Annotated in this window: 17 protein-coding genes; 7 read left to right on the top strand and 10 right to left on the bottom strand. The window is 57.4% G+C overall.

Translation table 11 applies throughout. The features are described 5' to 3' along the window. Positions 1 to 612: 612 nt before the first annotated feature. The 6 genes from CPBF1521_RS03185 to CPBF1521_RS03160 form a co-directional block, all read right to left on the bottom strand. A complete protein-coding gene (locus CPBF1521_RS03185; RefSeq protein ID WP_115675921.1) occupies positions 613 to 936 on the bottom strand; it encodes a DUF4880 domain-containing protein in 324 nt (107 codons plus the stop codon). A gap of 94 nt (positions 937 to 1,030) precedes the next feature. Beyond that, complete coding sequence (locus CPBF1521_RS03180) at positions 1,031 to 1,603, bottom strand: RNA polymerase sigma factor (RefSeq protein WP_235858391.1); 573 nt, start codon at positions 1,601 to 1,603, stop codon at positions 1,031 to 1,033. A gap of 622 nt (positions 1,604 to 2,225) precedes the next feature. After that, positions 2,226 to 2,753 (bottom strand): hypothetical protein, encoded by a 528-nt coding sequence (locus CPBF1521_RS03175; protein ID WP_181901088.1) that lies wholly within the window; start codon positions 2,751 to 2,753, stop codon positions 2,226 to 2,228. A 238-nt stretch (positions 2,754 to 2,991) separates the two neighbouring features. Beyond that, positions 2,992 to 4,698 (bottom strand): XVIPCD domain-containing protein, encoded by a 1,707-nt coding sequence (locus tag CPBF1521_RS21620; protein WP_235858390.1) that lies wholly within the window; start codon positions 4,696 to 4,698, stop codon positions 2,992 to 2,994. A gap of 29 nt (positions 4,699 to 4,727) precedes the next feature. After that, positions 4,728 to 5,540 (bottom strand): hypothetical protein, encoded by an 813-nt coding sequence (locus CPBF1521_RS03165; protein ID WP_147295416.1) that lies wholly within the window; start codon positions 5,538 to 5,540, stop codon positions 4,728 to 4,730. Between the two features lie 205 nt (positions 5,541 to 5,745). Beyond that, on the bottom strand, positions 5,746 to 6,162 hold the full coding sequence (locus tag CPBF1521_RS03160; RefSeq protein WP_115675911.1) for a SymE family type I addiction module toxin: 417 nt from the start codon (positions 6,160 to 6,162) through the stop codon (positions 5,746 to 5,748). Between the two features lie 643 nt (positions 6,163 to 6,805). On the opposite strand from CPBF1521_RS03160, the gene CPBF1521_RS03145 reads away from it, so the two are divergent. From CPBF1521_RS03145 to CPBF1521_RS03135, 3 genes are all read left to right on the top strand, one after another. Continuing rightward, positions 6,806 to 7,531 (top strand): hypothetical protein, encoded by a 726-nt coding sequence (locus CPBF1521_RS03145; protein WP_181901087.1) that lies wholly within the window; start codon positions 6,806 to 6,808, stop codon positions 7,529 to 7,531. A 176-nt stretch (positions 7,532 to 7,707) separates the two neighbouring features. Next, positions 7,708 to 8,106, top strand: coding sequence for a hypothetical protein (locus CPBF1521_RS03140; protein ID WP_235858389.1), 399 nt, complete (start codon positions 7,708 to 7,710; stop codon positions 8,104 to 8,106). Positions 8,107 to 8,127: 21 nt separating this feature from the next. Then, the gene (locus CPBF1521_RS03135; protein WP_115675907.1) at positions 8,128 to 9,000 is read left to right on the top strand and encodes a hypothetical protein; all 873 of its coding nucleotides are present in this window, start codon (positions 8,128 to 8,130) and stop codon (positions 8,998 to 9,000) included. Between the two features lie 440 nt (positions 9,001 to 9,440). On the opposite strand, the gene CPBF1521_RS03125 is transcribed toward CPBF1521_RS03135, so the two are convergent. From CPBF1521_RS03125 to CPBF1521_RS03115, 3 genes are all read right to left on the bottom strand, one after another. Then, positions 9,441 to 9,773 carry a hypothetical protein gene (locus CPBF1521_RS03125; protein ID WP_147295415.1) on the bottom strand — a complete coding sequence of 111 codons (333 nt, stop codon included), beginning with the start codon at positions 9,771 to 9,773 and terminating at the stop codon, positions 9,441 to 9,443. Between the two features lie 77 nt (positions 9,774 to 9,850). Further along, positions 9,851 to 10,063, bottom strand: a complete 213-nt coding sequence (locus CPBF1521_RS03120; protein WP_181901086.1) for a hypothetical protein — start codon at positions 10,061 to 10,063, stop codon at positions 9,851 to 9,853. 9 nt (positions 10,064 to 10,072) lie between these two features. Further along, positions 10,073 to 10,552 carry a hypothetical protein gene (locus tag CPBF1521_RS03115; protein WP_235858388.1) on the bottom strand — a complete coding sequence of 160 codons (480 nt, stop codon included), beginning with the start codon at positions 10,550 to 10,552 and terminating at the stop codon, positions 10,073 to 10,075. Between the two features lie 354 nt (positions 10,553 to 10,906). Between CPBF1521_RS03115 and CPBF1521_RS21615 the strand changes: the two genes are divergently transcribed. The 3 genes from CPBF1521_RS21615 (at position 10,907) to CPBF1521_RS03105 (ending at position 12,535) form a co-directional block, all read left to right on the top strand. Then, complete coding sequence (locus tag CPBF1521_RS21615) at positions 10,907 to 11,296, top strand: transposase (RefSeq protein ID WP_328589257.1); 390 nt, start codon at positions 10,907 to 10,909, stop codon at positions 11,294 to 11,296. After that, a complete protein-coding gene (locus CPBF1521_RS21610; RefSeq protein ID WP_235858386.1) occupies positions 11,196 to 11,627 on the top strand; it encodes a transposase in 432 nt (143 codons plus the stop codon). The genes CPBF1521_RS21615 and CPBF1521_RS21610 overlap by 101 nt, the downstream gene beginning before the upstream one ends. Before the next feature lie 287 nt (positions 11,628 to 11,914). Further along, positions 11,915 to 12,535 (top strand): hypothetical protein, encoded by a 621-nt coding sequence (locus CPBF1521_RS03105; protein ID WP_147295414.1) that lies wholly within the window; start codon positions 11,915 to 11,917, stop codon positions 12,533 to 12,535. A 261-nt stretch (positions 12,536 to 12,796) separates the two neighbouring features. Here CPBF1521_RS03105 and CPBF1521_RS03100 read toward each other — a convergent pair whose 3' ends face one another. Then, a complete protein-coding gene (locus CPBF1521_RS03100; RefSeq protein ID WP_115675901.1) occupies positions 12,797 to 13,090 on the bottom strand; it encodes a transposase in 294 nt (97 codons plus the stop codon). Positions 13,091 to 13,370: 280 nt separating this feature from the next. On the opposite strand from CPBF1521_RS03100, the gene CPBF1521_RS03095 reads away from it, so the two are divergent. Then, entirely contained in the window at positions 13,371 to 13,712 is a 342-nt protein-coding gene (locus CPBF1521_RS03095) for a hypothetical protein (protein WP_115675900.1), read from the top strand. The last annotated feature ends 63 nt before the right edge of the window (positions 13,713 to 13,775 follow it).

Raw genomic sequence — 13,775 nt, 5'->3', positions numbered from 1 at the left:
TGCACCTGACTGCTGAAACACGGTCACCGCAACGCGGCGAACAGTGATCAGAATCGCTAACTGTTTTGCTTGCGAGCAAGCATCGCGCACGCAAGTGCCTCGGCACCCATCCGGGCCCCGACACGTCAATCGCTGTGTGCGCTATTGCCCTCCCCCACCACCTGCTGCGCGTTCGACGCGCTATGTACGCATCGCCATCGCCAGTGCACGCCTTGCGACGGCTACGTTGGCAGGCGCCTCAACGCGCTGCGTGTCGGCTTCTACTGCAGGTACCGGCACGCGTTGCGCGGCAGCGTGTTGCTGCGCCCCATGGCCGTGCAGCGACAGCAGTGCCATCCCCGCCACTGCCAGCCTGCTGCGTGCATGATCAAAACCGACACCGCTCCCCGTTACTGCCCGTCGTGCGTGCATGTGCATCCTTCGCGTCCTGGGCGCGGCACCATCGCCATTGCGTCCCCCGACAACAAGTGATGTTGCGCAAGCGCAATGCCCTACCAGCAATCTGTGCAAGACGCAGGCAGCGGTGCAGCAAAGCGCACATTCAACGGTCTATGCGACACGCAGTGCAGAGTGCTGTGTGCTGTGTGCTACGTGCTGAGTGCCGAGTGCGCGCTACTGCCTCAGCAGGTGATGCACCGCATAGCCGATCGCGGCAATCAGCATCGCTGTCAGTACCAGCCAGGGCCAGCGACGACGCCGGCCAGAGGGCCGGGTCAGCAGCTCCAGGTCGTGTGCAGTGGCGGCCTGCAACTCGGGATCATCCAGCACCGCCGACGCGTGTGCGTCCACCTCGAGCAACTGCTGGTAGGCCGCATGGTGGCGCGGGTCGGCAGCCAGCCATGCCTCACGTGCGGCGCGCTCGGCCGCGTTCTCGCGCCCGTGTCGCACGAGATAGGCGGCCGCCTGCGCATGGATGCGCTCGGACTCTGCACGCATGGCTGGTGACTCCTGGCGGGCGGTCTCCCTGCGCCCTCGCGCACGATGCTACCAGCAACTTCCGGCGGCGCCAGCCAGCGGCCTCGCAGGCCGGTTACTGCGGCAACTCCCCCACGGCCGCACGACACGCCAGCAGCGCACGGCTGATGTGCTTCTCCACCATCTTGATGGAGATGCCCATCTTCGCGGCAATCTGCGGATAGGTAAGCCCGTCGAACCGACTCAGCTTGAACGCAAGCCGGCACTTCGGAGGCAGCTCGAGCAAGGTGCGCTTGAGCAGCACATCGAGCGTCTGGCGCGCCTCGGCAATCTCGTCCACGCCGGCCTCGTCGGCCCTGATCGGCGCCACCTGATCCAGCGACACGTGCTGCGCCGCCAGCCGCCGCTGACGCGAGCGCCGCAGCTCGATCACCAGATTGTGCGCAATGCGATACATCAGGAGCCGGCGGTCGCCGATGTTGGGCGCATCGCGGTACACCATCATCCGCGAGAAGGTCTCCTGCGCCAGGTCTGCAGCGGTTTCGGCATCGCGCGTACGGCGGCGCAGGTACGCCAACAGCTCAGGATGCAGTGCGGCCAGCGCCTGGTCGAACTCGGCACGCAGGCGCTCCCTTTCCCCAAGCGACGGCTGGCCGCGCGCCGCAGGCGGCCCGTCACGCGAGCTCATCGTGATCGCCGCGCCTTCGGCCGAGTGCCGCTGCCCACCAACGCCCCCACGCATCTTGCGACACAACACACCAGCGCCATGCGCGCGCAAGGGCCGTGCAAGTGGATCTGAACATGAGCAGTGCAGCCAAAAGGTGGAGAGTGGGTGGTGGGCACCGCACCCCGAACCGCAGCCCCACCTCTTCCTCTATGACGGCAAGCGATGCTAACCCCCTACGTTTTGCGCGCTAGTCAGCCTGGAGCATGACCACCACGCGCTCGACACTAGATCGCTGCACGCGCAGCGGAGCGCGGCATCGCCCGGTTGCCACGCTTTTTCCGCGCGCTCTATGCAAACAGCGAGGCGGCACGCTTTAGCAGTTGCAGATAACGGCTACGCCGCTTGCTACGAAGCGTGAACTAGACCAATGCGTGTGCTCACCTCACGAATGCGCATGCGTCTCTGCAATGTCGACCACTACTCAGCTTCTGTGTGCCGCCTTTTGAAACTCGACGGGCCCGTAAGCGCCCGGATACTTCTTCTTGATCAAGATGCGATCGGACGGCGTGACGCAGCTGTCCTCCCGTGAATTGACCACATACGCCTCATCCATCCTGCAGACAACCTGACTGCACCGGTTGAATCAAGTCTTGCTGACGGTGATGTAACTCACGTGCAGCTGGTCTCCGGTTAGACCAATGACAACTCGCGTCGTACCGACCTGCAGCAGCCTGTAAGCCCTGGAGCCGGGCGCATCTGGGTGAGGCGGATACGGGAGGGCGTCTGACCAGGCCGCATCATCGAAAAGAACGCGGGACGGCCAGACCTCTATCACCAGAGTTGTTCGTGATCGATCTTCTTGCGCACCCCGAAGCTCGATATTACGCACGGCGATGCCTGCCAACAGACCATTGCTACCGACGCGTACAGCCATCCCATCTCGTGACTGGATGGGGCCGAGTCTTGTCGTCAGTAAAGAATCAAGCGCCGCAATATCCTTGAAGTCCGTGATGACCAAGCGGTCGACGTCTTGCCTAAGTCGCCTCATTACATCAGGCGCTTCCGGCTGCGCTCTGCTTCCGGATGCTACAACAGCTTGCTGAAAGACCGGAGTGCCGGAAACAGGCGCCGCAAGAATCAGACAGGCCGCCATCGACACTAACAGGCTCACCGCGCATCCCCTACCGCATGCTGTGCCGCTCGCCGGGCCAGTCACATGCGCCGAGAAAAAGATCATGTCCCCGTCCTTCAGTCTGGATGTACCCCTACAACCGGCAACCTGATCGAAATGCATATGACCAGAACGGTGGTTAAGGCAGCGACCACTTTCGCCCTGCCAATCATGCGAGATGCCCACCACAAATCCGACTACCCGAAAGGAACATCCCAGACCACCAGACCCGTAGTCCTTACACCATCCGGTGCTGCGGAGCGATCGATTGCTCGCGCTGCTGCTCCTGCTGCTGGGAGTGCTGCTGACGCTGCGTCTCGTTCAAGGCCTGCAACTGCGCCAGAGACTGCTCGACCGGCTGTGCAATCGCGTCGTTGGTCTTCATGTGCGCCATCTTGTGGGCGGGGTCGTTCAACGCGCCTTCCACCACGAAGACGTTCTCACCCTGTCGCACGGACTTGGTGTTCTCGCTCAGCACGACATGATCGATCCGCGACAGCCCGTTTTCCTTGGCTAGATACGCGCTGCTTGCTGCAAGGCGGGCGCTGTTGTCGTCGTATTCCCTGCCGAGGCCTTGCTCCAGGCGGCGCACGGCATCTTCGGCCTGGCGATGTAAGGGATCTTGCGATGGACTGAGCGAGCCATGCGTCGGCCCTACAGGCTGCGCTTCATGCCGCTCAGGGTGCCCGACCTCACCTCGTACACGCAATGGACTTGCATGCGGATCAACATGGAGCAGGCGTTCGTGTGAGCCATCCGAGTTAACGCGATTGATATCAGTCGTTCCGTCCTGGTGCCGCTCACGGTTCAGACTACCGCGTAAAGCATCCGACCACACACCACCAATAACTGCATGGCCCTGACCGTCACGATTCCATACGACAACATCGTTGCCAGAAGAGTAAAGGCCTGCGGTTGGACCGCTCTTTCCCTCAGCTTGTGGGCGCCCCCATGCGTGACTTGCGCCTTGATCCACTGACTGGATAAAGGCTGGGGCTTCGCCGTTTTGCAAGAAGAGTGTTTTAACCACACCGTAGTGATGAGATACATCAGCAGCGCCATGGCCATTACGTGCATCAGTTGGATTGATGAGTGGATCGGCCACCACGCTACCGTACGCAGTAGAGAGTGGGCTTGCTTGGTTTGCCTCACGCAACGCGTTGAAGACAGCGGTACCCTTAAGTGCATGCTCTACACCGCTTTCGATGTAGTCCGCCTGCTCGTGACCTTTGACGATCTTGTTGGGAAGCATGCCGTCGATTCTCGTCTTTACATCGTCGACACTCTGCAACGTCCCGTCGTTGATACCCTGTAGCACGCCAGGGTAGCGACCACGTCCAGCCTGGTTTTCGAGCTTCATGATCATCGTTGCCAACTTTGCTTGATCATTCAGACCTGAATCTGCATATAGATCCGTCTTGCGTAGCTGCTGCACTGCGCTGCCCAAATCTTTTGCGCCATCGCCCGGTCGCATCAGCTGCTCGACCTGAGTTCGGTCGTGCTCATGTACAAAAGCGACTCCCGCGTCAGAAGCAAGAAATCGATCAATGTTTGATTTGACCGTCCCATCAAGTGCTCTTCCATTCTCCGCCTTGATGGCATGACCATCCCGCTGTAAGTCGTGGATGGTTTGCGTGCGCTGCTGCTCTGAAAGAGCTACGGCCGGTGTTTGTTGCCTAGCCCATCCCTGATAGGCGTCAACTAGACCAGTTGCGACATCTGGATGTTGCCCGAGATCGGTTTGCAGTGTCCCGATTGAAAATCCACTATTGCCGATAGGAGTCATCACACCATCATTGATGGACCCCGCAAATGAAAGCTGGTAGGCAACGTTTTTACCTGCCATGCTTCCCTCTGACGCGACGCCGATCGCAAAATAAGCAAGTGTTTTGAGTTCGTTGTCACTCAGCTGCGGCCGCGCTGGTTGTCCTGTTTCTTGTGGCATTTCCTTCTCCTTGGCTGACAATCAATCAACTAACGGCTGCAAAGCGCTATGTTCGTGCGGGCAGCGTGGATGACGGTCAAATACTCATCAACGACCGCTGGCGCCATCCCTTCGGAAATCTGGTCATCCGTGCGAGCAGCATCTTGCTTGTATTTGGATAAAGCCGACAGGCAACCTGGCTTGTCTTTCAACTTGTAGAGCGTGAGCGCGTAATCGTTCCGTAGTGCGCCCTCATCGGCAAAACTCATAGTCGGAACGCAGCTTTGATAAATGGGCGCAAGCACACCCTTGGCTTCGACATATTTCTTTTTATCGTAGAAGGATTTGAAGTCGTGACGCGCCTTCTCAATCGCATCGGTGGCACAGCTTGAAGACACACGCTTATAGATTCCCTCGAAGCTGCCGTTGCTTCCGCAATAGGCCTGGCACTGCTCTTTGGTTGAAGTGCTAATGGCTACACCATTCGCCTCCATCTTTAGAACAAGCGAGCATTGACTTGCCTCTGCACCTTCATAAACAACCGCGTTGCCGCTTTTATCCAACTGACCAGAAAGCGTACACCCGCTGTCGACATTCTCTGTGTCCAACGAGAACTTCGAAAGTTCTTGGCCCTTGGGTGCATCAATGATCAGGCGCCCCCACCCACCTTCGGTGACATAGGTGCCGATCCCAACCTGGGGAGGTCGCGGTGGATCGACATCTGTGATTGGAGTAGAAGCAGGTGTCGCAGCGGTGGCCGCCGCTTGCTGGCTACCAGGTTCCGGCTGTGCTTGACCGCACCCAGGCAGCAGAAGGACTCCGGCAAAGATTAGTGCATAACAACTATTCCCAATGCCTTTCATGGCCGTGTACCTTTAAATGTGTCCAGGCTGGACAAGTTACATCACGCAACCAGTTCGGGCACGTTCCGGCCAATACAGTGGCCGCGGATCTTTTCGCTTCATAGGCTAGCAACGGAATACGCTGGGGAACAAAACTCACGTAGGTGAAGGGTTTTCCCGCGCCTCTGGCCAAGTCTGGTGCCAGCTCAGGCCGTCGGCCCCCAGCCTAGCGCCGCGCCCTGCTTGTCGCTACCGGCAACTCCACCGGCGGCAACACCTCCATCAGCAGCTGCCCTTCGCTGGCGGTGATGCGCAGCTTGGTGCCGATGGCAAAACCCAGTTGTTCCAGCCATAGGCCGCTGAGGCGGACGTGGGGCACGTGCTGGTCGCCGGCGTGGTCGTGGGCGCCGGGGTAATGGGTGTAGCTGACGGTGCATTGGCGCGGGCGGCGGGCGCGGCGGGGTGCGCGTAGCGTGCCGGGGCCTTGCGGGGAGGCGTCCGGGTCGGGCGGCAGCATCGGTGGCAGCTTGGTGCGGTCGGGTTCCACAACGACCCACTGCACCCGTTTGGGCGGCGCGGGGCGCGCACGCGTGCGGGTGGGCGGTGCGCTGGCAGATGCCGTGGGTGGGCGGCGGCGTGTCATGGCGCCTCCGGGTGGTGGTTGGTGGATGCGTCAACGCGCTGCTGCAACGCCACGGCCTTGCGTGCGAACCGGCGGCGCAAGGTGTGCGGCAACACAGCGGGCTGACAACTCAGCGGATGCGCGGAATGGGCGCTCGCCTGCTCAACAGCTGCGCGTGCGGCGCGCCGGCGTAGCACCTCACGCACATACCAATGCAGGCGATGAGCGAAGGTTGGCAACAGATCAACCGGCACAGCTGCCGGCATGGATGGTGCGGTAGACATGGCAACGCCCTCCTGGAACAACCCAAGAACCGCCGCCAACGGCGACGGGATGTCGGGAGGTTCGAAACCGTACATAGTCGGCGGGCATATTCCCCTTGCGGGTGTTGTATTAGCCGCCCTCCCGACGCAGGCATTGCGTCGGCTTGTACCTGCACAGGATGCAGGCACAAAAAACCCACCGGTTTGACGGAGGTGGGTACCGCTATGTACGGAGTTTCGACGCTCCTTTGGCCTAGATTGCGAGTGCAGCGTGTGCGTGTCAATAGCAACTGAGGAGGATGTTCGACGCGTCTGTGTAGCGTGCTGGCGCACCACCGGCAGCTGAGGAATACTGACGATCACAGCCATTCGTTGGCTGCGCGATCCCCGAGGGAAGCCAGGTGAGTTCAATAGATGAAGTAGCAACGGAACAGAGCGCCGACATCGATGGAGAAGCAATCAAGCTCACAGACACGAGCTTTCCATCGCTCTCTTTAGCAATGGCCCATTACGCACAGGTGACCGAGCAGAGCCGCGCCGGCCCGATCGAGCGCTGGAGCTTGACGATTGGCCTGATCGGTGCTGGCATCGGAATCTTGTCCGGTGCTCTGTTGGACGGCAAAGCTGGCAGTTATTTAGCTGTCTTCGGACTTGTGACTGAGCTGACAGGCTTCCTGATTTCGGCAGCGCTCACCGTCAAGCGCGAATGGCCGGGGTTCCGTCGCCCCTATGCGGATCACGCAGATCTGATGGAGCGGGAGTTCCATCAGTATCAATCGATCGTCGCGGCGCTTCGCAGGTTTCCGCTGGAACAACGGCGTCGACGCGAGGCATTCATGCGTGATCGTCGCACCAACATGCACGACCGCCTGGGCCTGTTCACCGGTGGCATGGAGAAGCTTGGCTTCATGCCTGTCCTGCTTGCCCTCTACTTGCAGCTGAAAGACTGGCGTTTGGGCGACTGGACGGTACTGAGCAAGATCACCCTAATCCAGAGCGTGCTGGCCTTCACGCTACTGTTTGCCTTTGCGATGTCATGGCACCTCATTCGCCTACGGATACGCGTGCAGTCTTACGAGCAATTGTTGGCTGAGGCTAATCGTCAAGACAGCGCCCCCAACAAGTAGATGGCCGTCAAGCGCTGCAGCTCGAGCCGTGGCGTAGTAATGAGCCCAAACTGCCATGGAGACATTGCATATCTACTGGCTTATTGTTAACACCCAAGCGGGGCTGCGAGCGAGTTTTAATATCCTGACTTCTAGCTTGCCGAGGTAGCAGGTGCTAACGTACCTCGTCAGATCCCATGCTGGGCATGAACGTGGATATGAAAAGTAGACTGATGTTTGCTACGGGGCTACTCGCACTCTCAACCTTGGCTGCTTGTGCAGGAGGAAACATGCGCTCTGATTACAAGAAGAATGATGTTCAGCCGGTCAAGATCGAAAAATCAGGCGATTCACTTCAAATCACGTACCACATGCCTGCAGAAAGCCTGTTTTATTCTCCCGGTATTGATTTCGTAAATGAGGGCGGCGTATTGCGTATCGCCATCCGCAGATGTGGCATCAAAGAGAAGTGTAATGCCATGGCGAAGGCTGCCTTGCCACCCGCTGAGCCTTGGACACCGAAGGTCACCGTACCGTACAGGGGCGAGAAGGTCGTACTGGTCTACGCAGACACCGAAGAGACGTTGACTCCATAATTCCAGTCAAGGAGCGATGCAATGGGCACAGAACCGGCTAATGAGCGCGTTGTGCTTGGAATACACAGCAATGGTGGACAGGGCGGCCTGACTGACGGCCATGCCTGGATTACGGTCAAACGAGGCGATTCGCCTACGGAATACTATGGATTGTGGCCCGACAACCATCCGATGGTGAAGGATAACGGGGCTGGCACCGACATCCGTTCCGGAATGGAAAAGGGACAGCGTTCTGATGCCGACCGCTACTACGAACTCTCACCGGCTCAAACCAAAGCCCTCGATCAAGCGCTTCGCGAGAATGTCACTTGGGAACTAAATAACAACTGTTCGTCGTGGGCTAGCGAAACGGTGTCTCGCGTCACCGGAAAGCAGATTGATGCAGGTACATGGTTGCCCACCGTGGAAACGCCCAATGCGTTGATCGACACCATTCGCGAGCTGGAGTCTCGGCATCCTACGTCCCCGTCCACGCCTGAAGCGAATGAGCCTGCGCGCGAGGGACGATCAAGTAACTCCCTTGGGAAGGTCGAGCCAGCGGAAGAACGTAACAGTCTTTCGGCTAGGGCAATGACTGATCCAGAGCATGCTGGAAATCGTCTTTTCGCTGGACTACGCGAAGGATTGCCTCTGCACATCTCCGATGAACGGGTCGCCTTCGCTGCTCAGCGTGCGCACGAAGCCGGAATCAATGACATGTCGAAGGTGGGACGGGTCATTGAGCGGGAAGGCGACGTGTTCGTCGTAGGAACGACTCCTGGATTCCGCGCATCGGTACTTGCGGGCGAGCAACCTCCCACCCTCGAACATTCCAGTACAGTGCTAGCCCAACATGCTGCCGCACAGCCTTCAATGGAACCCAATGCTCAGGCCGTTAGTCCCCGAATGGTTTAGCGAATTTCTAGAACCAACCAGGTGCGTGCACGCTTGGACGACGACCCGGCGGCGGGTCCCTGGTCCGATTATCCAGCCAATCTTGGCCAGCGTGTGCACTCTGCACTGACGCCCCATACCTGTTGACTTGCTTGGCAATGGACCGATTGAGCGATTCAACGCCTACTGCGCCTTGGTCGATGAACCCCTGTCGGACGAATTGCTCGCCAGCATCCGCCTTCATCTACAGCAGCAGCGAGCTCTGGACCAGGCAGCCTTCCGCACGACTGTCGTTGCCAAAACCCGCCCATTTGCGGGTGTCAGGCCCGCTCATCGGCCACGCAAACCGAACACCGCCGACTGATAAGTTAACCTGACCCTGTTATTTCCTATTTATTTCTTGACCCCAATTGCAGCGACACCAAAGGTAAGGACTACCAGCGCAACGCCAGCTAAGATCATCAAGGACGCAGCAGCAGAAAATTTGATAACCCCCCCTTTTTCCTAAAGTTGCTCTCGAAGTACTTAAAATAGCGCATCCCCGATAGGATCAACCAAAATAAGGACATTGAAAGCAAGAAAATAGCCATCACAGCCTGAACAGATAGTGCTACAGCCAACGAAACAAAGGGCTGAAGCACAGCACCTATTTCATCGCCCATAACTTTCGCACTTGCTGCGGCCATCACGGCCGTAGTTACAAGATTTCGTCCCAACTCAAGCGTTGCTTCTACAAAACTACCTTGTTTTACAAGCTGATCATCTTTCGCAATTTCAACAGAAACCCTGCTCATCGCCACCTCCATCACTTTAAGCTAGTGCCCCATAATAATTAAAGGACTGGACATATGGACGCCATCAATCAAGTAAGTCAACCTGACCCCGTTACTCCATCGGCGTCATTGTTGTAGACCTTTCCAGGCCCTGACATCACGCCGTGCTCAATGGGCGCAAACCCGAAGCTGGTTTGTTCCTTCCCGTGCGTGACTGTGTAGTACATGTGCCCTGCCACTGATGTTCCACCGTCAAGAAGCGGTGTCCCCGGCGCGGCAACGTAGAGAGTGACAGCGTATTTATCGTCCATGAGGTGTTCCTAATTTGATTTGTGCCGGTAAGCGACCAGCAACTCGGATTCGATCGATGCCAACCGCGGCGGCTGGCCAAACACCCTAATGCTCAGCTGATACCTGCCAGGCTGAATTCCTTGCGCCCATGCGAAGGCAAGCTGCGTGTAGCGACGCTTTGGAGATTCCAGACCCACAGATTGAAGGGACGAGACATCCACCTCGTCCAGCCAAACGCCTGGAACACGCCCGTCTGCACTCACAGCGATGGTCCGAGCGGGGACGCCTGCCTGCGATTCAACACGCACCAATGGCATGTTGATTGCACCGCTTGGTTCAAGCCGTTTCAGAACAAGCTCAGCGTGCAGACCCGATCTGCGGAGCGCTTGAGCAGCTTCAAGTGACTTCAGAGCATCATCGTCACCGACGCGGATACCCAGGAACAGTGTGCCAGTCGCGCTCTTGCCAGGAGGCTGCACGTTGAATTCGACCACCATCGGACTGGTCATCGCCGCCAACTGCAGCGGTCGTACGATGGGAACCTGCCCATCCGCCGCAACGCGCGTTGGCACGTCCTGCGTTTGGGTTGTCTGTGCCTGGCAACCTGTCAGCACCAAGATGCCTAAGCAGGCCAGAACCCATAGCAGTAGTTGCCCATATCGTTGCATGTGTATCCCTTCACTTTAAGCAAGACTAGCAAGCCGCACGTCTATGGCTCTGCTTATTTATACACCGCTAACAGCGGTCAGGTTTAGTTGCTACACGGCGCTAACGGGGTGGCGCTAACGGGATCAGGTTCACTTCCTACGCAAATTTCAGGCTACGTCGTCAGCTCTCGAGAGGTTTCCTCGCTATCAGCACCAATGCCTGGCTGCGAGTCTTGTGCCATGGCCAGACTTCCACGCATCGACCTTCCCGGCATCCCGCAGCACATCGTGCAACGCGGGAACAACCGCTTGCCCTGCTTTCTGGATGATGGCGATCGATTGCGCTATCTGCACCTGATGCATGAGGCCCTGCACGCCACAGGCTGCCAGTTGCACGCTTACGTCTTGATGGACAACCATGTGCACTTGCTAGTCACGCCGTCTGCTGCGGGACGAATCGGTCAACTGATGCAGCGGCTTGGACGAAACTACGTCGCATTGTTCAATGGCCGCCACGGGCGCACTGGTACGCTATGGGAAGGGCGGTACAAAGCGTGTCTTGTGGGACAGTGCAGACTACGTCCTTCGCTGCTATCGCTACATTGAGCTCAATCCGGTGCGTGCTCGCCTGACCGACAACCCAGCGGCGTACCGCTGGTCCAGTTGCCCAGCCAACCTAGGCCAGCGCAAACACTCCGCGCTGACACCACATCCCTGCTGGCTTGCGCTTGGCAGCGACCCGATTGAGCGATCCAACGCCTGCCGTGCTCAGCTCGATGAAGCCCTCTCCGACGAACTGCTTAGCAGCATTCGTCTTCATCTACAGCAGCAAGCCCTGGGCCACGACGCCTTCCGCGCAATGGTCGAAGCCAAGACCCACCGCTTTGCGGGCGTCAGGCCCGCTCATCGGCCACGCAAACCGAACACCGCCGACTGATAATTCAACCTGACCCCCGTTATTGCAACCCCGTTATTGCACTCACCAAAGAGGCGACCAAGGAAAAGGTGCTATTGGGGAACGGATCGCTGCGTTGCTTGACGAGTCGCGCGTGCCATATGCTGCTGTGTACCGGGCAAACGAGATTTTCGCCCCACTCTTCGCAGACGAGATCAAACGATCGGATTCTTCAGGCATACTCATCGATCGCACAAACCGAACACAGCAGACTAATAAGTCAATCCAATCTGTCGGTCGAAATAAAAATCAAAATTTTGTAGGTCAAAATGACACAGCTTAGCTTTTTAAGCGATATTATAAATGCAGCAAAAAACCATCCCCTAGTCAGTGTTGGCAGCGCTGCGATCGGTGTATTTTATCTCGGCATTTGCGCAGCCCCAACATACAATAAAATCACTGGAAATCAAACCTTCACAGCCAGCGAAATAAAGGAAAATTTCATTGACAGAGAAGATGTGGCAACCAATTACATTGGCCGGAACGATTTACTTGCAAAGTATGTCTCAAAAGATAGTTTCGATGAATTAAATTTAAAAATATCTAAAATCCAAGAAGAAAACAATGAACTTCTAAAAAATCACAATATTCTCACCAGCACTCTTTCAGATGAACGCCAGCAGAGAATGTTGGCTGAGAGCAAAAGTACAGAGCGTTCTGCCGCATGCTCAAATATATGGAATCAGATCCAAGCTACAAAATTGAGTGAAGAACAAATTGCGTCACAGATAGAAGCTAACATGAGGGCATTTGCTTGGATCACCGACGCTAATGGCACTCGAATTTATCCACAACAAAAGCTTGAACGCGACGAATTGCTGAGAAGGTCTGAACAGACACAGAGCAAGTTATCCCAACTTCACGCGCAATATACCAACTGTGTTAACTAATAACCCGCTAATAAAAGCCTGACCCGCTGCTCATAGTGTCCGACCTCATATTCATGCCCTGCCCAAGTTTGCTGGGCTTACACACAGGCACCCCGCTCGGCGCGCCTTGGAGAGTCCCCGCTTGTGGTTCAGCTCGACCTCCTCCGTTCAGTCTCAAGAAAACGGAGGAAAAGTTCACTACAACCAGAAGTGAACCTGACCCCGTTTATTGGCAGAGCCAGCGCACCCGGTAACCCCGCTGGTCTCGGATCCAGGCGTACTTCACGGTAGCTCCCGCGCAAAGTACGCCGCCGCTTTTTTTAGGATCTCGTTCTCTTGGCGCAGCCGCTCGTTCTCGCGCTGCAGCTTGGCCAGTTCATCCGGGTTGGCCTTGGCCCGGCCACTGCCGCCAAAGGCGCCAGCGCCCTTCGCATCGAGATCTGTGGCCCACTTGTAGAGACGGTTGCGCGGGATGCCTAACTCCCGCGCGATCACAGCCGCTGGCCGATCTCCCGCCTTGAGCAACCGCACTGCTTCCCGCTTGAACTCCGCCGTGAACCGCTGCCGCTTCTGCATCGAACACCTCCGTGCGAGGATTGTCCTCGCTTTCAGGTGTCCGAGTTATCAGGGGTGGCTCAACCTGACCCCGTTATTCCGCCGTCCCCTTGTGCCCTGCCTTGTCGGCCGGGCCCGGCTCGGGGTTCGGGCGGTTTGACCGCCGCCGCATTGAGACTCAGCGCCTCCCTTCATTTTGTTAAAAGTGTCCGATGTGCGCGGCGAAGAAGCGATATGCTCTCTGAGCTACTGACTTGAAAGTTAGTAGCCTCATCAATTCCGCCACACATGAGGTCTTGTCATGGGAACGTTGCTGGACGCAATCAAAGAAGCTATCGAAGAGGAAGTTCGCAGCGGCGAATGGAATGGGGTCAAGATCGAAAGAGGCGAGGGCGCACTGATTGACATTGACATCACCGAGTCTGAGTTCGACCTTGATGATGTGGACTTGGGAAATGACCGCTATGTGGTGAAGGCCAAGGGTGACGGCACGATCTTCAGCATCGAGGATGAGGAGGAGCGGAAGGAGGTTGCTGACGTCCTTGTCACCGCAACTGTCGAAGTATCTATTGGACCGAAGAAGAACGGCATACGTGAGATTGAAGTTGTTGTCGAGTCTGTAAACGTTGACTTGGATAAATGACGTACCCCCCGATCGAACAAGGAAGGCCTCCTTGGCCTTCCTCTTCGCAATGCCATCCACCAT

The sequence above is a fragment of the Xanthomonas euroxanthea genome, from assembly GCF_900476395.1.
Classification (GTDB): domain Bacteria; phylum Pseudomonadota; class Gammaproteobacteria; order Xanthomonadales; family Xanthomonadaceae; genus Xanthomonas; species Xanthomonas euroxanthea.
This window is presented reverse-complemented; position numbering and strand designations above follow the sequence as displayed.